21 protein-coding genes and 1 other RNA gene are annotated in these 20,310 nt (G+C 66.3%); 8 read left to right on the forward strand and 14 right to left on the reverse strand.

Features of this window, described 5'->3' with window-relative positions:
• Positions 1-90: 90 nt before the first annotated feature.
• Positions 91-167, reverse strand: a non-coding RNA gene (locus ACCQ03_RS09910) — sX9 sRNA.
• A gap of 147 nt (positions 168-314) precedes the next feature.
• Between ACCQ03_RS09910 and sbcB the strand changes: the two genes are divergently transcribed.
• The 4 genes from sbcB to ACCQ03_RS09930 are packed head-to-tail and all read left to right on the forward strand — an operon-like array spanning position 315 to position 4,028.
• Positions 315-1,760, forward strand: a complete 1,446-nt coding sequence (gene sbcB, locus ACCQ03_RS09915) for an exodeoxyribonuclease I (protein ID WP_057677719.1) — start codon at positions 315-317, stop codon at positions 1,758-1,760.
• The gene (locus ACCQ03_RS09920; RefSeq protein WP_209226422.1) at positions 1,757-2,443 is read left to right on the forward strand and encodes a DUF2461 domain-containing protein; all 687 of its coding nucleotides are present in this window, start codon (positions 1,757-1,759) and stop codon (positions 2,441-2,443) included. Before sbcB ends, ACCQ03_RS09920 begins: the two co-directional genes overlap by 4 nt.
• Entirely contained in the window at positions 2,443-3,435 is a 993-nt protein-coding gene (locus tag ACCQ03_RS09925) for an aldo/keto reductase (protein ID WP_057677717.1), read from the forward strand. The genes ACCQ03_RS09920 and ACCQ03_RS09925 overlap by 1 nt, the downstream gene beginning before the upstream one ends.
• 41 nt (positions 3,436-3,476) lie before the next feature.
• Positions 3,477-4,028: a DUF2939 domain-containing protein gene (locus ACCQ03_RS09930; protein ID WP_017155869.1), complete on the forward strand. Its 552-nt coding sequence runs from the start codon at positions 3,477-3,479 to the stop codon at positions 4,026-4,028.
• Between the two features lie 30 nt (positions 4,029-4,058).
• On the opposite strand, the gene ACCQ03_RS09935 is transcribed toward ACCQ03_RS09930, so the two are convergent.
• The 8 genes from ACCQ03_RS09935 to ACCQ03_RS09970 form a co-directional block, all read right to left on the reverse strand.
• Positions 4,059-5,015 carry a 5'-nucleotidase gene (locus ACCQ03_RS09935; RefSeq protein WP_007966260.1) on the reverse strand — a complete coding sequence of 319 codons (957 nt, stop codon included), beginning with the start codon at positions 5,013-5,015 and terminating at the stop codon, positions 4,059-4,061.
• A 180-nt stretch (positions 5,016-5,195) separates the two neighbouring features.
• On the reverse strand, positions 5,196-5,972 hold the full coding sequence (locus tag ACCQ03_RS09940; RefSeq protein ID WP_209226427.1) for an NAD kinase: 777 nt from the start codon (positions 5,970-5,972) through the stop codon (positions 5,196-5,198).
• A 219-nt stretch (positions 5,973-6,191) separates the two neighbouring features.
• Complete coding sequence (rlmKL, locus tag ACCQ03_RS09945) at positions 6,192-8,327, reverse strand: bifunctional 23S rRNA (guanine(2069)-N(7))-methyltransferase RlmK/23S rRNA (guanine(2445)-N(2))-methyltransferase RlmL (RefSeq protein ID WP_209226435.1); 2,136 nt, start codon at positions 8,325-8,327, stop codon at positions 6,192-6,194.
• Positions 8,324-8,515, reverse strand: coding sequence for a hypothetical protein (locus tag ACCQ03_RS09950; RefSeq protein ID WP_057677715.1), 192 nt, complete (start codon positions 8,513-8,515; stop codon positions 8,324-8,326). The genes rlmKL and ACCQ03_RS09950 overlap by 4 nt, the downstream gene beginning before the upstream one ends.
• Positions 8,494-10,107 carry an ABC-F family ATP-binding cassette domain-containing protein gene (locus ACCQ03_RS09955; RefSeq protein ID WP_209226436.1) on the reverse strand — a complete coding sequence of 538 codons (1,614 nt, stop codon included), beginning with the start codon at positions 10,105-10,107 and terminating at the stop codon, positions 8,494-8,496. Before ACCQ03_RS09955 ends, ACCQ03_RS09950 begins: the two co-directional genes overlap by 22 nt.
• A gap of 185 nt (positions 10,108-10,292) precedes the next feature.
• Complete coding sequence (locus ACCQ03_RS09960; RefSeq protein ID WP_209226437.1) at positions 10,293-10,799, reverse strand: GNAT family N-acetyltransferase; 507 nt, start codon at positions 10,797-10,799, stop codon at positions 10,293-10,295.
• A gap of 40 nt (positions 10,800-10,839) precedes the next feature.
• The gene (locus ACCQ03_RS09965) at positions 10,840-11,367 is read right to left on the reverse strand and encodes an alpha/beta hydrolase (RefSeq protein ID WP_017159140.1); all 528 of its coding nucleotides are present in this window, start codon (positions 11,365-11,367) and stop codon (positions 10,840-10,842) included.
• Positions 11,364-11,855, reverse strand: coding sequence for an MOSC domain-containing protein (locus ACCQ03_RS09970; protein WP_057677712.1), 492 nt, complete (start codon positions 11,853-11,855; stop codon positions 11,364-11,366). The genes ACCQ03_RS09965 and ACCQ03_RS09970 overlap by 4 nt, the downstream gene beginning before the upstream one ends.
• A 23-nt stretch (positions 11,856-11,878) precedes the next feature.
• Between ACCQ03_RS09970 and ACCQ03_RS09975 the strand changes: the two genes are divergently transcribed.
• Entirely contained in the window at positions 11,879-12,454 is a 576-nt protein-coding gene (locus ACCQ03_RS09975) for an N-acetylmuramoyl-L-alanine amidase (RefSeq protein WP_017155861.1), read from the forward strand.
• 481 nt (positions 12,455-12,935) lie between these two features.
• On the opposite strand, the gene ACCQ03_RS09980 is transcribed toward ACCQ03_RS09975, so the two are convergent.
• From ACCQ03_RS09980 to ACCQ03_RS09995, 4 genes are all read right to left on the reverse strand, one after another.
• Positions 12,936-13,889, reverse strand: a complete 954-nt coding sequence (locus ACCQ03_RS09980; protein WP_209226438.1) for a DUF1684 domain-containing protein — start codon at positions 13,887-13,889, stop codon at positions 12,936-12,938.
• 88 nt (positions 13,890-13,977) lie between these two features.
• Positions 13,978-14,850, reverse strand: a complete 873-nt coding sequence (locus ACCQ03_RS09985) for a sulfurtransferase (protein WP_057677710.1) — start codon at positions 14,848-14,850, stop codon at positions 13,978-13,980.
• A complete protein-coding gene (locus ACCQ03_RS09990; RefSeq protein WP_209226441.1) occupies positions 14,847-15,668 on the reverse strand; it encodes a CoA pyrophosphatase in 822 nt (273 codons plus the stop codon). Before ACCQ03_RS09990 ends, ACCQ03_RS09985 begins: the two co-directional genes overlap by 4 nt.
• A gap of 112 nt (positions 15,669-15,780) precedes the next feature.
• Positions 15,781-16,479, reverse strand: a complete 699-nt coding sequence (locus ACCQ03_RS09995; RefSeq protein WP_209226446.1) for an FKBP-type peptidyl-prolyl cis-trans isomerase — start codon at positions 16,477-16,479, stop codon at positions 15,781-15,783.
• Positions 16,480-16,642: 163 nt separating this feature from the next.
• Here ACCQ03_RS09995 and ACCQ03_RS10000 point away from each other — a divergent pair, with 163 nt between their 5' ends.
• The 3 genes from ACCQ03_RS10000 to nth are packed head-to-tail and all read left to right on the forward strand — an operon-like array spanning position 16,643 to position 18,520.
• Entirely contained in the window at positions 16,643-17,425 is a 783-nt protein-coding gene (locus tag ACCQ03_RS10000) for an enoyl-CoA hydratase-related protein (RefSeq protein WP_057677708.1), read from the forward strand.
• 7 nt (positions 17,426-17,432) lie between these two features.
• Entirely contained in the window at positions 17,433-17,813 is a 381-nt protein-coding gene (locus ACCQ03_RS10005) for a hypothetical protein (protein ID WP_057677707.1), read from the forward strand.
• Complete coding sequence (gene nth, locus ACCQ03_RS10010; protein WP_057677706.1) at positions 17,810-18,520, forward strand: endonuclease III; 711 nt, start codon at positions 17,810-17,812, stop codon at positions 18,518-18,520. The genes ACCQ03_RS10005 and nth overlap by 4 nt, the downstream gene beginning before the upstream one ends.
• A gap of 211 nt (positions 18,521-18,731) precedes the next feature.
• Here nth and ACCQ03_RS10015 read toward each other — a convergent pair whose 3' ends face one another.
• On the reverse strand, positions 18,732-20,300 hold the full coding sequence (locus tag ACCQ03_RS10015; protein WP_017155854.1) for a SulP family inorganic anion transporter: 1,569 nt from the start codon (positions 20,298-20,300) through the stop codon (positions 18,732-18,734).
• Positions 20,301-20,310: the final 10 nt, after the last annotated feature.

A 20,310-nucleotide genomic window follows, 5' to 3' on the forward strand; every position in this document is an offset into this window, starting at 1 on the left:
GCTAGGACCGGGCAACGCCGCACCCGGCCCGCTTCGCGAATGCTTCGCCGCTGGAGGTGGCTCGCCTGCCGCACGGCCACGCCTTGGAGCGGCTAACACAACGTAGCGAGCAGTCGTCAGGTGTGCGCGGACGGTGCGCTCAGAACCGCAGTGTACGCGTGGTACATGCCGATTCCGAGCACCGGCCGCACCCGCCTGGCGGCTGCGCAGTGGTTTTGTTGGCTGCTCTTGGCGTGACGTTGCCGCGATGAGGGATACTGGGCGGCATCGGCAGCGCATACGCCGTGCGCTGCGCATCTGGATGTCGCACCCGCATGCCTGACAGCTTTCTGTTCTACGACCTGGAAACCTTCGGCCAGGATCCGCGCCGCACCCGCATCGCACAGTTCGCTGCGGTGCGCACCGATGCGCAGTTGCGCGTGATCGAAGAGCCCATCAGCTTTTTCGTGCAGCCGGCCGACGATCTGCTGCCCTCTCCGTACGCCACGATGGTCACCGGCATTACCCCACAGCACGCGCTGCGCGAGGGCGTCACCGAAGCCGAGGCGTTCGCCCGCATCGCCGAACAGATGGGCCGGCCGCAGACCTGCACGCTGGGCTACAACTCGATCCGCTTCGACGACGAATTCGTCCGCTGCGGCCTGTTCCGCAATTTCTACGACCCGTACGAGCGCGAGTGGCGTGGCGGCAATTCGCGCTGGGACCTGCTGGATGTGCTGCGAATGGTACATGCGCTGCGCCCGGACGGCATCGTCTGGCCACGGCGCGACGATGGCGCTACCTCGTTCAAGCTGGAGCATCTGGCCGATGCCAACGATGTGCGCGAAGGCGATGCGCACGAAGCCTTGTCGGACGTGTACGCCACCATCGGCATGGCGCGCAAATTCCAGCAGCACCAGCCAAAGTTGTGGGACTACGCGCTGCGCCTGCGCGACAAGCGCTTTGCCGCCACCTTGCTGGATGTCATCGCGATGCAACCGGTGCTGCATATCTCGCAGCGTTACCCCGCCTCGCGCCTGTGCGCTGCGGCGGTGTTGCCGCTGACGCGCCACCCGCGCATCGACAGCCGCGTGATCGTATTCGATCTGGAGGGCGACCCGGAGGTGCTGTTGCGGCTGAGCCCCGACGATATCGCCGACCGCCTGTACATCCGCGCCGCAGATCTACCGGAAGGCGAACAGCGCATTCCGTTGAAGGAAGTGCATCTGAACAAGTCGCCTGCGCTGGTGGCCTGGCAGCATCTGCGCGCTGCAGACTTCGAGCGCCTGGGCGTGGATCACGACGCGGTAGTGGCCAAGGCGGCACGCTTGCGTGCATTGGGCCCCGAACTTGCCGAGAAGGTGCGCCAGGTCTACGGCAGCGAACGCGCCGCGGCCACGGCGGTCAACGATGCCGATGCCTCGCTCTACGATGGATTTCTGGCCGAAGGCGACAAACGCCTGCTTGCGCAGGTCCGCGCCAGCGCGCCGGACGAACTGGGCGCGCTGGAAGCGCGCTTTCGCGATCCGCGCCTGATCGAACTGCTGTTTCGCTACCGCGCGCGCAACTGGCCGCAGACCCTCTCGTTCGAGGAACAGGAGCGCTGGAACGTGTATCGCCGCCAGCGCCTGCTCGAAGATCGCGGCCTGGGCGAAGTCACCCTGGAGCAATACCACGCGCAGATCGCGGATTTACGGCGTACTCACCCCGACGATGCTACCAAGCAAGCCCTACTCGACCAGCTCGCCGCCTGGGGTTCGGACCTCCAACGCACGCTATGACCACCTATTTTTCCGACGCCAGCTTTAAGTTCCTGCGCGCCCTGGCCCGCCACAACGACAAGACCTGGTTCAACGACCATCGGCATCAGTACGAGGCGCATGTGCGCCAGCCGTTCCTGCAGCTGATCACCGATCTGCAGCCGGCACTGGCACAGGTCAGCGAGCACTATCGCGCCGATCCCAAGACCCAGGGCGGCTCGCTGTTTCGCATCTATCGCGATGCGCGATTTTCCAACGACAAGTCGCCGTACAAGAACTGGCAAGGCGCGCGCCTGTTCCATGAGCGCCGCCGCCAGATGCCGGCGCCCTCGTTCTATATCCATCTGCAGCCGGGCGAAAGTTTTGTCGGCGCCGGCCTGTGGCATCCGGAGCCGGACACACAGCGCAAGCTGCGCCAGTTCATTTTCGACCGCCCCGGCAGCTGGAAGGCCGCCGCGCACAACCCGAAACTGCTGCGCAAATTCACCATGGACGACAGCGAAAAGCTGGTGCGCGCACCGCGAGGGTTCCCCAACGACTTCGAGTTCATCGACGATCTCAAGCACCGCAACTGGGCGTATCTGCGTCACCTGGGCGACAGCATCATGACCGGGCCGCGACTGCGCCAGACCATCGAGGCAGACCTGGCGATCCTGGCGCCGTTCGTCGATTACCTGTGTGCGGCCTTGGACCTGGAATTTTGATGACCCAGGATCTACCGCTTGGCCAGCAGCGCCGGACGCTGGGCCGTACCAAGCTATTGGTTTCGCCGATCGGTCTGGGGTGTTCCGGCTTTTGGGGTCACCGGCGCTTCGACGAAGGCGCCGCCGCACGGGTGGTCGAGCATGCGCTGGCGCAGGGCGTGAACCTGCTCGACACCGGCCACAACTACTCCGCTTTCCATGCGGAACCGCGTCTGGGACGGATCCTGCGGCCCATGCTGGCGCAGCGTTCACGGGATTCGCTTGTCGTGTCCAGCAAGGGCGGTACGTTGACCGGACAGGCCGGTATCAGTGGTGCCGAACAGCGTGACTTCTCTGCTGCGGCGATCACGGCCAGTTGCGAAGCATCGTTGCGCAATCTTGGCTTGGACTATCTCGACATCTACCAGCTGCATGGCGCCAGCGAGCACGACATCAACGACGACCTGCTGCTGGCCATGCAGCGCCTGCGCGAACGTGGCCTGATCCGCCACACCGGCATCAATACGCATTCGGCATCGACCCTGCGCTGGATGATCGCCAACCCTGACGTCTTCGATGTGGTGCTGCTGGACTACAACGCGCTGCAGCAGGACCGTGAACCGCTGATCGATCAGCTGCACAGCGCGGGCATCGGTGTACTGGCCGGTACCGTGCTTGCACAGGGCCACCTCTTGCCCGCGCGTGCGCGCCTGCCGCGTCTGGCCGACGCCTGGTATCTGGCGCGCGCCTGGCTCAAGCCCAGCAGCCGTACGTTGATGCACTGCGCGCGGGCCATGCGCCGCGCAGTGGCGTCGATCGATAGCCAGCGCCCCGCGCAAACGGCATTCGCTTACGTCCTGCAGCACCCGGGCGTGTCCAGCGGCATCCTGGGCACCACGCGCATCGGCAATCTGGATGAAGTGCTTCAGACCCGCACACACGCGCTGGACGCCGCCCAACGGCAACGTCTGGTCACCGCCTTCGGCGATGGCCGCGGCTCTCCCAGCCACTGACCTTCACCTGCGGCGATCACGATTGCGGCAGTCTGGGCGCCATGAAAAAAGCCATCGGCATCCTCATCGCTGTCTTGCTGACCGTCACTGCATGGTGGTTCGGCGGGCCTTACATGACCATGCATGGCCTGTCCAAGGCCATCGAGCAACGCGACACCGCTGCACTGGAACGGTATGTCGACTTCCCGCGGGTGCGCAGTAGCCTGCGCGCCCAGCTCGACGACTATCTGGTGCGGCAAGCCGGTCCAGACGTCGCCGCCAGTCCGTGGGGCACGTTGCTGTATGGCCTGGGGAACCAGCTCGGTGGTGCAGCGGTGGATGCGCTGGTGACGCCGATCGGCATCGGCGCGCTGTTGCAGGGGCATGTGCTGTGGAAGCGCGGTCGCAATGAACTGCAGGGCGGCGATCCCTTCGGCCCTACCGAGCCAGCGCGACCGCTGAAAGACGCCAGACACCGCTTCGAGGCGCTGGACCGCTTCGTGATCGACGTCGAACGCGCGCCCGGCGAACCACCGCTGAAGGTGGTGCTGGAACCACAGGGGCTGCGCTGGAAGGTGGTGGACCTGCAGCTGGGGATGTCACCGACGCCATGATGCAGGTCCAGTGATGCGGCCGCCTTCGCTTTACCCTTCGTTGGCCACGCCGTGCGGCACATGCCCGGCGGCCACGTGCTGATGCTGACGCGCACTGTCGATGTTGTGCTGCGAGTCGTCGAAGAAGATGTCCGCACCAAATGCCTGCAGGAACGGGCCCTTATGACGCCCGCCCAGGAACAGCGCCTCGTCCAGGCGCACGCCCCACTCGCGCAAGGTGCGGATCACCCGCTCATGCGCCGGCGCCGAGCGTGCGGTGACCAGCGCCGTGCGGATCGGCGAGGCCTGACCCGGTGGAAAGGCCGCCTGCAAGGTGTGCAGCGCCGACAGGAAATTACGGAACGGCCCCACCGACAGCGGCTCGCGTGCGCGTTCGCGCTCGTGACGTCCGAAGGCTTCCACGCCCTGCTCGCGCGAGATGCGTTCGCTCTCGTCGCCGAAAATCACCGCATCGCCGTCGAAGGCGATCCGCAGCTGCGTCGACAAACGGCTTTCGTCGTTGTCCACAATTGCCGCCGCGGCCTCGGCGCGTTCTCCCAGTGCGCGCGGCATGATGGTCGCCGCCGCGATGCCATGGCTCAGGGCACGCCGCACCGATTCCGGATTGGCCGAGAGAAACAGATCGGTCCCGAATGGCTTGACGTACGGCCAGGTCGGCTCGCCCGAGGTGAAGGTCGCACGCACGATGCCCAGGTTGTAATGCTGGATCGAGTTGAAGATGCGCAGACCGGTATCGGCGGAATTGCGTGACAGCAGGATGACTTCCACCCGCGGCGCGTCCTCGGGCACATCGTGATTGAGCGCCAGCAGCTTGCGCACCACCGGGAACGCAACGCCAGGTTGCAGGATGTCGTCCTCATGCTCGCGCTGGAACGCCGAATACGCCTCCACTCCATCGGCCTCGAACAGTGCATGGCCTTCTTCGAGATCGAACAGGGCGCGCGAGGTCACCGCGACGGTCAATAACCTTGGGGAGTTGTCGGGCATTGGGGGGCCGGGATTCGTGATTGGGGATTCGGGATTGGTTTGGAGCGGCGATCGAGAAGGTGAGATCAGGCGTTGAACGACGTGCGCTGCATCGTAGCGGGTCGGCCCGCTCATAGGCGGGTGGCAAGACATGCCGTTGACGTTACCAATCCCGAATCCCCACTGCCCAATCCCCGCCCCTCACACCGCAAACTGCTCGCTGAAGATGCGCTCTTCCAGATTGTGTTCGGGATCGAACAACAGCGTGACCTGGCGCTGCGTGGATTCGCGGATGGTCACTTCGACCACATCGCGGATTTCGTGCGAGTCGGCGGTGACGCTGACCGGGCGCTTGTACGGGTCGAGCACGCGGAAGCGCACTTCGGTATCTGCCTTGAGAATGGCGCCGCGCCAGCGCCGCGGGCGGTACGGCGCGATCGGCGTCAGCGCCAGCGTATGCGAGCTCAGCGGCAGGATCGGCCCGTGTGCGGAATAGTTGTACGCCGTGCTGCCGGCCGGCGTGGCCACCATCACGCCATCGCCGATCAGCTCGGCGATGCGGGTCTGGCCGTTGAGATCCACGCTCAGATGCGCGGCCTGCCGGGTCTGCCGCAGCAGCGAGACCTCGTTGTAGGCCAGCGAGCCGGCACTGGCACCGGATTCGGTCTGCACCTGCATCTCCAGCGGCCGTAGATACGCCGGTTCGGCGCGCTGCAGGCGCTCGAGCAGGTCGTCCTCGTTGTCGCGGTACTGGTTCATCAAAAAGCCGACCGAGCCCAGCTTCATGCCGAACACCGGCTTGTCGGAGGCGCCATGGCGGTGCAGCGTCTGCAGCATGAACCCGTCGCCGCCCAGCGCACAGACGATGTCGGCGCTGTCCAGGGCATGGTCGCCATAGCGCTGCGTAAGGCGCGCGCGCGCGGCCACCGCCGGCTCGGCGGGGCTGGCAAGAAAAGCGATGCGAGGTGATGCGGTCATCGTTGACTCCAGAACGTGCGAATCAGCATACCGCAGCCCTGTGCCGGGCTTGTTGTGGGTGCGTTGCGATCATGCCCGCCGGTTCTCCGCGTGCACGGCAGCGGTCGCGTCGTCGCGAGCACGCGCTGCTGAGCCTGTACGCATGGCACCTTGGCAACTGCGTGCGCTGGCGCCTAGGCGAGCCAAGCCGGCGCGCCGTCGGACGCAAACGGCGCGAACTCAGGCGGTCAACCGCCAGGCGCGATGAATGCGCGCATGCCGCTCGAAATCCGGGTCGATGGTGCGCGGGCTGATTTCTTCGCACTGCGCGAATTCCGCCACCGCTTCCTCGTCCAGCTTGAAGCGACGGAAGTTATTGGAGAAATACAGCACGCCACCCGGCGCCAACCGCGCCACCGCCGCGCGCAAAAGACGTACGTGCTCGCGCTGGATATCGAAATCTTCCGCGCGTGCAGAGTTGGAGAAGGTCGGTGGGTCGCAGAAGATCACATCGAAGTGCGCACGCTCGGCTTCCAGCCAGGCCAGTGCATCGGCCTGCACCAGCTTGTGCTTGCTGCCGGCCAGCCCGTTCAATGCAAGATTGTCGGCGCACCACTGCAGGTACGTTGCCGACAGATCCACGCTGGTGGTGGACGCTGCACCGGCCACTGCCGCTTCCACGCTGGCCACGCCGGTGTAGCAGAACAGGTTGAGGAAACGGCGCCCCCTGGACTGCTGCGCCATGGTGCCGCGCAGTGGGCGATGGTCCAGGAACAGCCCGGTATCCAGATAATCGAACAGGTTCACGCGCAGCAGCGCGCCGTGTTCGCGCACGTGGACGATTTCGTTGCGCTGTTCGAAGCGGCCATACTTGCTGCCGCCCTTGCCGCGCTCGCGCGACTTCAGCGCCACGCGCTCGGCAGGCACCTCGAAGACCTCGCGTGCGGCGGCCAGCAATTCGTTGAGACGACGGCGCACATCGGCCTCGGGAATCGTCGCCGGCGCTGCGTATTCCTGCACATGCAGGAAGATGCGCCGGTCGCCGTCGGCCTGCTGGTACACGTCGATGGCGGCCGAATATTCCGGCAGGTCGGCGTCGTAGGCGCGGAAACATTCGATGCCTTCGCGCGCGCGCCACTTCTTGAATTTCTGCAGATTCTTGCGCAGCCGGTTGGCCACCATCTGCGCGCCTTCGCTGAGCGCGGTGGGCGCTGCCAGCGGGGTGCGTCGCGGCACCGCGATCGGGTCGCAGACGATCAACGCGCATTCGATCGCGCCGTTGAACAGCTGGTATTTCTTGCCGGCGCGCAGGCCGGTGGCATACGCCAGCTCGGCATTGCCGCACAGCAGGCTGGCACGCCACTGCGGCACGACGCGCTGCAAGGTGTCGCCCAGGCGGCGATACAGCGCCGCATCGGCGGCCAGGCGCTCGTCGTAGGGCGGATTGCACACCACCACGCCGGTGGCCTGCGGCGGCGTCTGCAACTCACCGACCTCGCGCACGCCGAACCAGATCGCCTCGGCCACGCCGGCCACTTGCGCGTTCTCTTTCGCGGCGCGGATGGCATGCGGATCCATGTCGCTGCCGTGGATCACCTGCTTGAGCGCAGCACGGCCGACGCTTTCGCGTTCGCGCGCCTCAGTGACCAGCTGCTGCCAGGTCTCGCGGTCGAAACCGCGCCAGCGGCTGGGTATATCGCTGCCGTAGCGCTGCAGACCCGGCGCGACGTCGGCGGCCATCAGCGCGCCTTCGATCAGCAGCGTGCCGCTGCCGCACATCGGGTCGAGCAAGCCGCCGCCATCGGCATGGGCGCGCGGCCAGCCGCCACGCATCAAGACCGCTGCGGCCAGATTTTCCTTCAACGGCGCTTCGTTTTGCGCCATGCGCCAGCCGCGGCGATGCAGCGGGCCGCCGCCCAGGTCCACCGAAAGGGTGGCGCGGCCTTTGCGCAGCGACAGGTTCAGGCGCAGGTCCGGGTGTTCCACGTCTACCGACGGGCGCTCCAGGCCCTGCCGGCGCATGGTGTCCACCACTGCGTCCTTGATGCGCTGCGCCGCGTAGCGGGCGTGGGTGATGGCGGTCCCGGACACGTGCGCGTCCACCGACAGCGTATGCCCCACCGACAGATGCGCCTCCCACGGCAGTTCGGCCACGCCGGCGTACAGCGCGTCTTCGTCCGGGCAATCGAATTCGGTCAGCGGCCACAGCACGCGGCTGGCCAGGCGCGACCACAGCACGGCGCGCTGCGCATCGCGCAGTTCCCCTTCGACGTTGACGCCGGAAATAGTGGCGGTGGCCTTGCTGGCGCCGAGCGCGAGCAGCTCGTCGGCAAGCAGGTATTCCAGGCCCTTGGCGCAGGATGCGAAGAATTTCACGTAGGCAGGTATCGATAAAGACGCTGGCCGCGGCGGCGAGCGTGAAAGCAGGACAGCGGGCCGGCGCCTGGGTAGGCAATGCCGCGGCCGCCGTGGACGGGCCGCAAATGGTCGGCCATCGCGGCCGGCATTACCAGCCCGGCGCCCGGATCGCCCGCCGCACGGTTCACCAGGGCGCCAGCCGCCACTGCGCCTGCGCGGTGTCCAGGCGCTGCTGCAGGCCCAACCGTTGCAGGAAGGCCGCATCGTGCGAGGCGACCACCAGCGCACCCTGGTGGCGACGCAGCAGCGCCTCGATCGCTTCCACCGAGGCCAGATCCAGGTGGTTGGTCGGCTCGTCCAGCAACAGCAGTTGCGCCGGCCGTGCCCGGTACAGCGCGCAGGCCAGCGCCGCCTTGAGTCGCTGGCCGCCACTGAGCTGGCCGCAGGGTAAGTCGGCGCGCGCCTGGTCCAGCCCCAGCAGCGCCAGGCGCAGCCGCTGCACGTGGGCTGGCGCAGCCGGGTTTGCCTCCTGCAGCTGCGCAACGGCCGAGCGCGCCGGGTCCAGCAGCGCCAGGTCCTGATCCAGATACGCCACCGGCACGTGCACCCGGCAATGCCCCGCGCTGGGCTGCAGGCGCCCGGCCAGCAGCTGCAACAATGTGGATTTGCCACTGCCGTTCGGGCCGACCAACCCAATCCGCGACCGTCCCTGCAGCAGCAGATCCACCCGCCGCCCGCCCAACCGCGCGTGCGCCACTTCCACCTGCCGCAGTGTCGCCAGGCGCCTTAGCGTGTTGGCCGGCAAGGTCGGCGCCAACACAGCGATCGCCGGATCGACCTGCACCTGCGCTGCAGCCTGCACTACTGCCTCGCGCAGCCGCGCCTGTTCGGCCCGACCTTGCTGTTGCAGCCGGCCTGCGCTGACTTCGCTGCGTTGCCTCTGCCCGCCAAGCAGGATCGCGGCCTGATTGGCCTGCCCCGCAGTACACGCGCCGCGTGCCTGGCGCTGCTGTTGACGCTGCAGCTGCGCGCGCAACACCTGCTCGCCGCGTGCGCGTGCATGTTTGCGCTGGGCCAGCAGATCGCTGGCGGCCTGCTGCTCGCTCGCGCGCTGCTGCGCATAGAACGTGTAATTGCCGCCGTAGCTGCGCAGCCCCTGTCCTGACAACTCCAGGATGCGCTGCATCGCCTCGAGCAAGCCGCGGTCGTGGCTGATCACCAGCAAGCCGCCGCGCCACGCCAGCAATTGATCCATCAGCCGCCGGCGTTGCGGACCATCCAGGTGATTGCCGGGCTCGTCCAGGATCAGAACATCCGGCTGGCTCATAAACGCACCGGCAAGCGCCACGCGCATCGCTTCGCCGCCGCTCAGTTGCGCGGCCGGTGCATGCGGATCGCGTCCACCCAGGCCTTGCCGTTCCAGTTCGGCGGCAAAGTGCGCGTGCGCAGTCCAGCGCTCGCCCACGCATTCAAAATCGGCGGGCGCCACACTGCCGGCGGCGATGCGGTCCAACGCATCCAGCAGCGGCGCGACACCGGCCAGGTCGGCAATGCGCTGGCCCGGCACAACGCTCACCCGTTGCGGCAGGTAATGCACGCTGCCACTGCGCACGCACCGTCCGGCACTGGGAAGCAGCTCGCCGGCCAGCAAGCGCGCAAGTACGCTCTTGCCCACGCCATTGCGCCCGACCAAGCCGGTCGCGCGTTGGTCGATATGGATGTTCAGATCGGAAAACAGCGGGCTGCCATCGGTCAGCGCATACGCAACGCCTTCCAGCGTCAGCGACGGACAGGTCATACGGGTCTCCATTGCATGCCAGCACACGTGCCGATCCAAGCGGACCAGCAGCGGGTCAGGCCGTCATCACGACGGCGGCATCAATGGCGCATCGGACCAATCCTCAAAAGATGAAGCGCGCCCAGTCTAACCCGCTGCGCTGGCAGCGACACCCGCGCAACAGGCCCGGCGCATGCAGCCGGCGCTCAACCCAGCCCGAACGCCGGGGGGTAAGAGACATCGGCCAGCGACAGCAGCCGGTCGCCGAAGGCCAGGGCTTGCAATTCCGATGCAGGCACTCCGGGCAACACCAGGCCAGGTTCGACCGCAAAGCCCAAGCGGCGAAAAAACGCCGGCTCGCCCAGCGCCAGGCAGCCTGCGGCGCCGCGCTCGCGCAACGTGGCAAGCGCGGCCTGTACCAGCCGCGTCCCCAGTCCTTGCCGTTGATGGCCAGGCCCCACGGCCAGCGGGCCAAGCGCGAACCAGCCGGGCGAATCGTCCGACAACGCCACCGGCGAGACGGCCAGATGCCCGACCACGTAGCCGTCGTGGTCGGCGACCAACGACAACGCCAGGGCGCCGTCCTGGCGCAAACCGGCAATCACCTGGTGCTCGTCATGCCGGCTGTGTTCGGCGCGCATGAAGGCCACCATGGTCAGCAGTTCGATGGCAGCGGCGTCGCCTTCGGTGGCTTCGCGGATCAACACGTTCATCGCTGGCACCGCGCGCGGCCATCGCTGGGAACCGTGCGCATCACAGGCTCTGCAACAACTCTGCGAACGCGCGTGCCGACGCGTCGACGTGCGAGGCCAGGCGATGGTCGTCGTCGACCAGCAGCAGGCGCGCATGCCTTGCCTGCGCCCAGGCGATCACGTCGGCGGCCGGAATCAGCTCGTCGCGCCAGGCATGCACGATCGAGATCGGCACCGGTGCGGCGTCCAGCACCGGCATCGGGCCCATCTTGGTCGGCGGCACCATCAAAAATAGGCCGCGCGTGGGCACCTGCAACGACACCATCCCGGCGATATACGAGCCCAGGCTGGAACCGACCAGCACCACCGGCCCCTTCTCGGCCGCCGCCCGCGCAATGTCCAGCAGGCGCTGCAGCCGGCCTCGCACGTCGCCCAGCGTACTCACCTCGCGGCGTGCATCCAGGTCGGTGTAATCGGGGCGCTCATGGGTCCAGCCCAACTGCTCGGCCACGTTGGCCAGCGCGGTCACCTTCAAGGCGTCCGGGCCACTTTCGAAGCCGTGCGAGAGGATGCAATGGCCGCGACTCATAACGCCTGCACCGTGTCGCCGATGCGCAGCACACCGCCGCGCAAGACGCGTGCGCACAGCCCACCGTGGCCGCGCATGGCGTTGTAGCCGCCCGCACCCAAGGCATCTTCCATGCGCGAACATGGGTCGCACGGGTCGGTGCCTTCCAATTCAATGTCACCGATTCGGAATCGCCGCCCTTTCAGCGCGATCAACGGAATGCCGGACACCACCAGGTTGCGCCGCAGCGTCGCCGGGGCCATGGTGGCCTGTCCTGACAGCGCCGCGATCACCGGTAAATGCTCGGCCTGGATCAGGGTCACGCCGCGCTTGCCGCTGCCACCCTTGTAGCGGTCTCCCACAAGGCCAATACCGGTGCTGACCTGCGCCACGTCCACCTCCAGCATCGCCACGTCACGCGCCGGACGCACGCCGATCCAGGTCACCTGACCGGTCTGTGGCAGCGTCGCCATCAATTTGCCCAGGGGGCTGTCGGGATTCAAAGCCATCGGGCAATGCTAGCATCCGCTCCATGTCCGATGCCGTCTTGCCGTCGCCGCCAATCACCTACGCGCCGCTGTGCTACGAATCGCGGTTGGCCAAGCGCGCGCTCACCCAGATCGACATGGTGGTCATCCATTGCACCGAATTGCCGGACATGGCGATGGCGCGCGAATACGGCGAACGCGTGCTTTATGACAGCGGCACCGGCAACAGCGGGCATTACTACCTCGATCGCAACGGCAGCATCCAGCAATACGTCGCGCTGGAGCGCGTCGCGCATCATGTGCGCGGCCACAACCCGCATACGCTGGGCATCGAACTGGTCAACCGCGGCCGTTATCCGCACTGGCTGGATTCGCGGTATCAGCAGATGACCGAACCGTATCCCGAAGCCCAGATCGCCGCGCTGATCACCTTGTTGCAATGGCTGCAGCAGCAGTTGCCTTCGGTGCGGCGCATCGCCGGCCATCAGGCGCTGGATACCACCCAGGAAGCCGCCAGCGACGACCCGGCCCGCAAAATCCGGCGCAAGCTCGATCCCGGCCCGCTGTTCCCGTGGCCGCGCATCGAAGCGGCGGTCAGCTGGTCGCACGCGCCGCGTTAGAAGGCGTTTTAGAAACCGGACCACGCGCCCCTCGCGGCATGTGTTTGCCGGTCTTCATCCAGCGATTACAAAAGCGTGCGCAACCCATTGCACAGGTATGACGGGAGCGGGATCGGCAGCCACTCGGCAAACCGCGCGTGCGGCCGCGCGCAGCCTGGATCTGCAGTCCTAGATCTGGCATGCCGATTTCAGCGTTGCGGTCTTGGCGAAGAACATCGGCCAGAAAACACTCCGGCTCATGCACCTTAGCTACAGCCAGTGACGAGGCACTGCGTTACGTCGGTCATGCCCGGTCATGCCCGGGCGCGCCCGACAGCGCAGACAGCGCAGACAGCAGCGACACGCGATTCAACCTGCGTGCCCGCCGCGCCCTCGAAAGACAGCGTCGCCCGGACAACACGCACGTGACAGCTCTCGGATGCTTGGGTGACCCATCGCAAACACCTCTTCCTTCGCACACCGTCCGCCCGTTGCCGCGCACTCAACGCTCGGTTGCACGGTAGGTCTTCTCGCCGGCATTCACTGCCACGTCCAAGCGGTTTTCAGGCGGCGCAATGGGGCAGACCACATGGGGCGTCAGTGCGCATGGCGGGTTTTCGGCCAGGTTGAAATCCAGGACCACCTGACCATCGCGGGGCGCTGCGGCAAACAGATAACGCGCGCCGCCATAGCTTTTCTTGCCGCTGGTGCGGTCGGCGAACAGGAAGAACAGGCCCTGGCCATCCTCCTGCAGCAGCGGCCGCAAGCGGTAGTGATGGCCGTTGCGCGAAAACACGGCTTCTCCCGGCACCTCCACGGTGAGCGGCGTACCGATCGAGGTCAGCAAGGTGGTCGTGCGCGGCGTGGGATAGGGTTGCCATTGCGCCTGGATGCGCCACTGCGGGTCGGTGGGGAAATATTCCAGCCCGTCGAACTGCGTCAGCGCCGGCGCTGCCGGGTCGCGGAAGCGCCAGCCGTACAAGGCGCCGGTTTGCACCAGGTAGAACTGCCGGCCGCCCACGTCCAGCCGGTCGCCGCGCTGCCCGGCCTGCTCTGGTTGCAGAGGTACGTCGCCGATGCGCTGCCCGTTGAGCGTCACCGCGGCGGAGCCATCTGCGCGAAAGCGTATTTGTCCCGCAGCATCCAGCGTCAGTTGCCCCAGCTGCGCAGGGCCGGCAGGCAGGACGATATCGCTGTGCGGATCGCTGCCCACACGGTACTGGCCGGCGCGCACGCGCCCCGAACCGGTATAGCTCAGCCACCCGTCGGGCGCACGCAGCTGCCTCAACCGCTCCGCACGCGCCTGTTCCAGCGCGACCTCGTACGCATCGTGCTGCGCCGCATTTCGATGCGCGGCAACAGGCGTATCGCTGACATCGGCGGAGGATTCCGCCGAACAGGCAGCCAGCGTCCACACCGCGACGCACAGCGCGCCAACCCGTAACTGCAACCGCATGGCTCACCCAGCACTGCAAGAAACTGCGCTCCGCGCAGCGAACCTGCGTCCCCACAGGTCACCGTTCCTGCCGCCATTGTGCCTGCAATCAGGCGCCGGTCGCGACCGGACGCGAGGCGTCTTGCAGCCAACCGCTCCAGGAACCGGCGTAGACGCGCGCTCCTGATAACCCGGCCACTTCCAGTGCCAGCAACAGATGGCATGCCGTCACGCCGGATCCGCACATCACCACCGCCTGCTCGGGCCGGTACGCACCCAACAATGCGGACAACTCGGCGCGCAGTTCGGCAGCTGGCTTGAAGCGGCCATCACGCAGGTTCAGCCCCAGCGGGCGACTCACCGCTCCGGGCACGTGCCCGGCCACCGGGTCGATCGGCTCGACTTCGCCACGGAAACGCTCGCCTGCGCGCGCGTCCAGCAACCAGCCCGGCGCCTGCTGCAGGCGCTGCACGATCTGCTCGGCATCCACCACCGCGGCGGCATCGAAATGGCCGGGATACGCGGCGCCGCTGCGCAAGGCGGGTGATTCGGTGCTTTCCGCAAAGCCAGCCGCGCGCCACGCGGACAGTCCGCCGTCCAGCACCGCCACCCGGCGATGGCCCATCAGCCGCAACATCCACCACGCGCGTGCCGCCGCCATGCTGCCATCGGCCGCGTCGTAGACAACGACCTGGCTCTGCGGATCGATGCCCCATTCGCCGAGGCGCCCTGCAAAGGCCTGGCTATGCGGCAACGGGTGCCGCCCCTGCGCCGGCCGCGACAGATCTGCAAGGTCGTGGTCAAGATCGGCATAGTGCGCGCCGGGCAGATGCCCCTGCGCGTACGCCTTGCGCGCTGCGTGCGGGTCTGGCGCGGTCGGTGGCGCGGCACGCGCATCCAGCAGACGCAGCTGTGGATGCTGCAACGCGGCCGAAAGCGTGGCGGCATCGACCAACGTGGTCCAGTTCGGATCGGCACTCATGCAACCTGCTCCAGGCGACGACGAAGATTGAGAAGAATGGCGGCGGTGGCGCCCCAGATGCGGTGGGCAGGCCAGTCGTATTCGAGCACGCGCCGCGGGGGTCCGCGGAACTCCAGTTCCACACTGCGCAAATTGTCCGGGTCCATCAGATAGGCCAGCGGCACTTCGAAGACATCGGCCACTTCATCCGGCTGCGGCACCGCCACGAACGCCGGGTCGATGACCGCCACCACCGGCGTCACCCGAAATCCGCTCACCGTCACAAACGGATCCAGATACCCGATCGCATGCACATGCTGCGCGCCCAGCGCGATTTCTTCGCAACTCTCGCGCAGCGCCGCGGCGGCAGCATCGGCATCGGACGGCTCCATCCGCCCGCCGGGGAAGCTGACCTGCCCGGCGTGATGGCGCAGGCTGTCGGTGCGCCGCGTCAGCAACACCGTCGTGCCCTGTTCGCGCGGCACCAGCCCGCACAGCACTGCCGCTTCGGCAGACGCGTCGCCGTCGGTCAGGTCGATCAGCTCGGCATGGTTCCAACCCGGCCCGGCCGGCGCGGTATCCAGCGGATACAGCGCCCGCCTCAGCTGCGCGTATTCGGGCAGCCGTGCCGTCAGCGCGCGTGCGGGCAGCACCGTGTGCAGATAGTCCTGGCGTTCGGCGTCGCTCATGCTCATCCAGCGTGCAATTTCATCCAGGCTGCGCAAGCAGCCGACGCAGTGCGACTGCGCGTCCAGCGAACATACACCGATACACGGACTGGGCAGAGGGCCGGCAGCCAAACCGGGATCCGCGTCGGATCCGACATCGTTGCCGCTCATCGCTGGGTCCTGCGGCCGCTGCATCGTTGCATCGTTCTCTTCAGACAATCGCCAGACCAAAACGACAACGCCGGCCTGGTGGCCGGCGTTGTCGCAGCAACATCACATGCAATTACTTGACGCTGACCAGCTTGATCTCGAACTGCACGGCCACGTTCGGCGGGAACGGGGTACGCGGGTCGGCACCGTAGGCCTTTTCCGGCGGCAGGGTCACTTCCCACTTCGAGCCGGCCGGCATCTGCAGCAGCGTGTCGCGCATGGCCTCCATTTCGACTTCGCTGACCTTGATGGCCGGGATCTGCTGCGCCGGACGTGCCTTCTCGCGGTCGCCGAACGGGAACGGACCGGCCACTTCCAGCTGCACGGTGCTGGCCTGGGTAGGCTTGGCGCCCTTGCCGGCTTCGATCACGCGGTACTGCACGCCGCTCGGCAGCGTCTGCACGCCGGCGGTGCTCTTGTTCTTGGCCAGGAACGCATCGCTCTTGGTCTTGTTGGCTGCAGCGGCCTTGTCGTACTCGGCCTTGGCCTGCTGGGCACGGCCCTGCTCGCGCTTCTGGAACGCTTCAACGGCCGGCTTCAGCTGGTCGGCAGTGATCGCCGGCTGCTTCTTGGCATAGGCGTCCTGCAGACCCTTGACCACCGAGTTGATGTCGAGCTGCTCGCCGCGACCGGTAAGCTCGGCAAGGTTGTTGCCGTAGTCGTAGCCGAAGTAATAGCTCAACTTGCCCTTCTCGGACGTCGTGTCCTGGGCCAGTGCATTGCCCGTCAGGGCCAGGGCCGCCACAGCGACCGCGATAGAACGCAACTTCATCAAACAATTCTCCAGGGTGGTGGCACAGGACGGGTCTGCCGCCTGAGATGACGCGCTAGGATAGCGGCCGCGATACCGAACCGCTACTTATCGCGAAAGCTAGGACCAGCAAGGCTTTTGGAAGTTCCGTGTTTACTATTTTTTTACGTTCGTAAGGGTTCACATGTCCAATCACGTCATTCTGATCGCCGATCACGCCAGCGTCCGGACGATTACGGTCAACCGGCCGGACAAACTGAACGCATTGAACCAGCAGACCATGCAGGCACTGGATCGGGCGTTCCAGGACGCAGCCGCTGCGGACGATGTCCGTGCCGTCATCCTCACCGGCGCCGGCCCAAAGGCCTTCGTGGCGGGCGCGGATATCGCGGAAATGAATGATCTGTCGGCGATTGAAGGCCGCGAATTCTCGTTGCTGGGCCAGCAGCTGATGCGCCGGATCGAGCGCATGCCCAAGCCGGTGATCGCGATGATCAATGGCTTTGCGCTGGGCGGCGGCCTGGAGCTGGCAATGGCGTGCCACCTGCGCATCGCCGCAGCAACAGCGCGCCTGGGGCAACCGGAAATCAATCTCGGCCTGATCCCCGGCTTTGGCGGCACCCAGCGCCTGCTGCGTCTGACCGGTCGCGCCGCAGCGTTGGAACTGTGCCTGCTCGGCCTGCCGATCGACGCAGCCCGCGCACTCCAGCTTGGCCTGGTCAATCGCGTGGTCGAGGCCGATGCCCTGCACGAAGAAACCCTGGCGCTTGCGCAACGCCTGGCAACTGCAGCGCCGCTAGCACTGCGCGGCATTCTCGATGCGGTGGTATTCGGCGGCGAATGCGCCATCGAAGAGGGCCTGCAGCTGGAAACCGCGCAATTTGCGTTGTTGTTCGCCACCGACGACATGCGCGAGGGCACGCGCGCATTTCTAGAAAAACGCCCTGCCCAGTTCCGCAATCGTTGATATCGCCATGACGCTCGACCTCATTCCTGCATCGCGTCCGTTGCCGCTACTGTTGTTCGATTGTGTGCAGGCCGACGATCTGGGTCGCGCGCTGGCACTCGGCCTGATGGCGTATCTGCCCGACCCGCAGCACGATGCGCTGGACGCCAACTGCCCGCAGGTCTGCGCCACGTTGCTGAGTGCGCAACGCCGTTTACAAGACGCCTGGGCCGCGCGCGAACGCTATCGCGCGCGCGCGGCGCGCCTGCAACGCCGCGCCGCCGAACGCGATGCGCGCAGGGCTCCCGCCCCGATAACCAGCCAACCGGCAACGCCCGCGCTGCCGCCGCTGGCCGCTGCCATCCTGGCGCGCGCGAAGGCGAAGGCCGCTGGCGGAGCGCAGCCATGAACACCCCTCAGGCAACGGTACCGGCGCGTCGCGGCAGCAGCATGCGCAAGCCCGAAATACAGGAAATGTTCGAGCGCCTGCGCGAACTCAACCCGCACCCCACCACCGAGCTGGAATACACCACTCCATTCGAGTTACTGATCGCCGTGCTGCTGTCGGCGCAAGCCACCGATGTCGGCGTCAACAAGGCGACCCGCAAGCTATATCCGGTGGCCAACACCCCGCGCGACATTCTCGATCTCGGCGAGGAGGGCCTGAAGCGGTACATCTCCACCATCGGCTTGTTCAACGCCAAGGCCAAGAACGTCATCGCCACCTGCCGCATCCTGCTGGAGCGCTATGGCGGCGACGTGCCGCACGATCGCGCCGCGCTGGAAGCGCTGCCCGGCGTGGGCCGCAAGACCGCAAATGTGGTGCTCAACACCGCCTTCGGCGAGCCCGCCATGGCCGTGGACACGCATATCTTTCGCGTTTCCAACCGCACCGGTCTTGCGCCAGGCAAGGACGTACGCGCCGTCGAAGACAAGCTGGTCAAGGTGATTCCGGCCGAGTTTCTGCACGATGCGCATCACTGGTTGATCCTGCACGGACGCTACGTCTGCAAGGCACGCAAACCAGATTGCCCGGGCTGCGTCATCCACGATCTGTGCCGCTACCGCGACAAGACGCCACCGACGCCTGAGCGGCAGACAAAAACCAAGGGCTGATGCAGCAGTAGCGCCGAAGTAACGACGCAACCGCGGCCCGGATCCACACGCAGCAAACCACAAGGGCGCAGGCTTTCACGACTCCCGACTCCCGAATCCCCACTCCCCGCCCCAAAAAAAAATCGCGACCGGATGATGCGTCTTTCGGCGCCATGCATCACCCGATCACGATGGGGGTCACCCGGCGCGAACGCCGGGCGCTTACAACACGTTACGCAGCTTTCGCCTGCTCGACGCGCTGTTCCACCAGCACGCCATCCACCCTGGGCTGGCCTTCGACACGTCGATCCAGCTCGTTCCAGTCCACCACCAGTTCGCAGCCGCGCGAGGCCGCATTGCGGCTCCAGTCGCGCAACAACTCGATGCAGGCATGATCGACGTGGTGCAGCTTAGCCACATCCAGATGCAGCGCAGTGTTCGGCGGCACACTTTCCAGCGTCCGCGCCATCGCCGGCACCTTCAGGAAGGTGGCCGAACCCTGCAGGGTCAAATGCATTTCGTCCTTCTTGTCGGCGTGCTCGCGCACTTCGACTTTCAGACGCGACGAATGCAATGCCAGGCGGAACAGCGACAGACCGAAGCCGATCAGCACGCCGGTCAGCAGGTCGGTGGCCACGATCGCGAAGGTGGTCGCCAGGTAGATCGCGGCCGTTCCGCGGCCATAGGTCGCTAGTTCCTTGACCTGCCCGATCTTGATCATCTTCACGCCGGTATAGACCAGGATGCCGGCCAGACACGCCACCGGCGTCATCCGCAACAGCCACGGCAACAGCATGGCGAATACCAGCAGCCAGCTGCCGTGCAGGATGGTCGATGCACGCGTTGCGGCCCCGGCCTGCACGTTGGCCGCACTGCGCACGATCACGCCGGTCATCGGCAATGCACCCAGGAAACCGCAGAGCATATTGCCCACGCCCTGTGCCGCCAGCTCACGGTCGTACTGGGTCCGCGTGCCCTGATGCATGCGGTCCACCGCCGCCGCCGACAGCAAGGTTTCGGCGCTGGCGATGAAGGCGAAGGTCACTGCCGAGACCAGCAAGGTGTGGTTGAACACGCCAAAGATGTCGGAAATGCTGGGGATGCTGATCGCAGAGAACAGGTTGGTCGGGACATCGACCTTGTTGACGTTCAAGCCCTGCAACTGCACGGTCGCCGTGACCGCCACCACCGCGATCAATGCACCCGGCAGAAAGCGCAGACGCTGCGGGCGCAGCTTGTCCCAGGCCAGGATGATCCCGATCGTTGCCAGACCCACGAACAGCGCATTCCGGCCGGTTCCTTCGCTGATGGCCTGCCACAGCACGCCAGGCAATGCAGCGAAGTTTTCCAGACCGCGGGCCTTGGGCGCGGCATCCATCAACACGTGCGCCTGCGAGGCGACGATCAGGATGCCGATGCCCGACAACATGCCGGCCACCACGGCCGGCGATGTCATCCGGAACCAGACGCCTGCGCGGCACAGACCGGCAATCAGCTGAATCGCGCCGGCCACCAAGATCACCGGCCCGAGCGCGACAGCGCCATGCTCCCGGACCAGTTCGAACACCAACACAGCCAGGCCGGCGGCCGGCCCGCTCACCTGCAGCGGGGAACCCGCCAGAAAGCCGACGACCAGACCACCAACGATGCCGGTGATCAGGCCCGCGGCGGGCGGCATGCCGGATGCGATCGCGATACCCATGCACAGCGGCAGCGCGACAAGAAAGACCACTACAGACGCCAATAAATCACGCCCAAACAGTCCCTGACGGAAATATCCGCCGATACCTGATGTGTTCATGGCAGGCTCC

This window comes from Xanthomonas sp. NCPPB 3569, from assembly GCF_041475645.2.
GTDB lineage: Bacteria > Pseudomonadota > Gammaproteobacteria > Xanthomonadales > Xanthomonadaceae > Xanthomonas > Xanthomonas phaseoli.

Excerpts from the sequence above, each read along its gene's own strand:
- sbcB (WP_057677719.1), top strand. The coding sequence starts at position 315 with ATGCCTGACAGCTTTCTGTTCTACGACCTGGAAACCTTCGGCCAGGAT.
- ACCQ03_RS09920 (WP_209226422.1), top strand. The coding sequence starts at position 1,757 with ATGACCACCTATTTTTCCGACGCCAGCTTTAAGTTCCTGCGCGCCCTG.
- ACCQ03_RS09925 (WP_057677717.1), top strand. The coding sequence starts at position 2,443 with ATGACCCAGGATCTACCGCTTGGCCAGCAGCGCCGGACGCTGGGCCGT.
- ACCQ03_RS09930 (WP_017155869.1), top strand. The coding sequence starts at position 3,477 with ATGAAAAAAGCCATCGGCATCCTCATCGCTGTCTTGCTGACCGTCACT.
- ACCQ03_RS09935 (WP_007966260.1), bottom strand. The coding sequence starts at position 5,015 with ATGCCCGACAACTCCCCAAGGTTATTGACCGTCGCGGTGACCTCGCGC.
- ACCQ03_RS09940 (WP_209226427.1), bottom strand. The coding sequence starts at position 5,972 with ATGACCGCATCACCTCGCATCGCTTTTCTTGCCAGCCCCGCCGAGCCG.
- ACCQ03_RS09955 (WP_209226436.1), bottom strand. The coding sequence starts at position 10,107 with ATGACCTGTCCGTCGCTGACGCTGGAAGGCGTTGCGTATGCGCTGACC.
- ACCQ03_RS09960 (WP_209226437.1), bottom strand. The coding sequence starts at position 10,799 with ATGAACGTGTTGATCCGCGAAGCCACCGAAGGCGACGCCGCTGCCATC.
- ACCQ03_RS09965 (WP_017159140.1), bottom strand. The coding sequence starts at position 11,367 with ATGAGTCGCGGCCATTGCATCCTCTCGCACGGCTTCGAAAGTGGCCCG.
- ACCQ03_RS09970 (WP_057677712.1), bottom strand. The coding sequence starts at position 11,855 with ATGGCTTTGAATCCCGACAGCCCCCTGGGCAAATTGATGGCGACGCTG.
- ACCQ03_RS09975 (WP_017155861.1), top strand. The coding sequence starts at position 11,879 with ATGTCCGATGCCGTCTTGCCGTCGCCGCCAATCACCTACGCGCCGCTG.
- ACCQ03_RS09980 (WP_209226438.1), bottom strand. The coding sequence starts at position 13,889 with ATGCGGTTGCAGTTACGGGTTGGCGCGCTGTGCGTCGCGGTGTGGACG.
- ACCQ03_RS09985 (WP_057677710.1), bottom strand. The coding sequence starts at position 14,850 with ATGAGTGCCGATCCGAACTGGACCACGTTGGTCGATGCCGCCACGCTT.
- ACCQ03_RS09990 (WP_209226441.1), bottom strand. The coding sequence starts at position 15,668 with ATGAGCGGCAACGATGTCGGATCCGACGCGGATCCCGGTTTGGCTGCC.
- ACCQ03_RS09995 (WP_209226446.1), bottom strand. The coding sequence starts at position 16,479 with ATGAAGTTGCGTTCTATCGCGGTCGCTGTGGCGGCCCTGGCCCTGACG.
- ACCQ03_RS10000 (WP_057677708.1), top strand. The coding sequence starts at position 16,643 with ATGTCCAATCACGTCATTCTGATCGCCGATCACGCCAGCGTCCGGACG.
- ACCQ03_RS10005 (WP_057677707.1), top strand. The coding sequence starts at position 17,433 with ATGACGCTCGACCTCATTCCTGCATCGCGTCCGTTGCCGCTACTGTTG.
- nth (WP_057677706.1), top strand. The coding sequence starts at position 17,810 with ATGAACACCCCTCAGGCAACGGTACCGGCGCGTCGCGGCAGCAGCATG.
- ACCQ03_RS10015 (WP_017155854.1), bottom strand. The coding sequence starts at position 20,300 with ATGAACACATCAGGTATCGGCGGATATTTCCGTCAGGGACTGTTTGGG.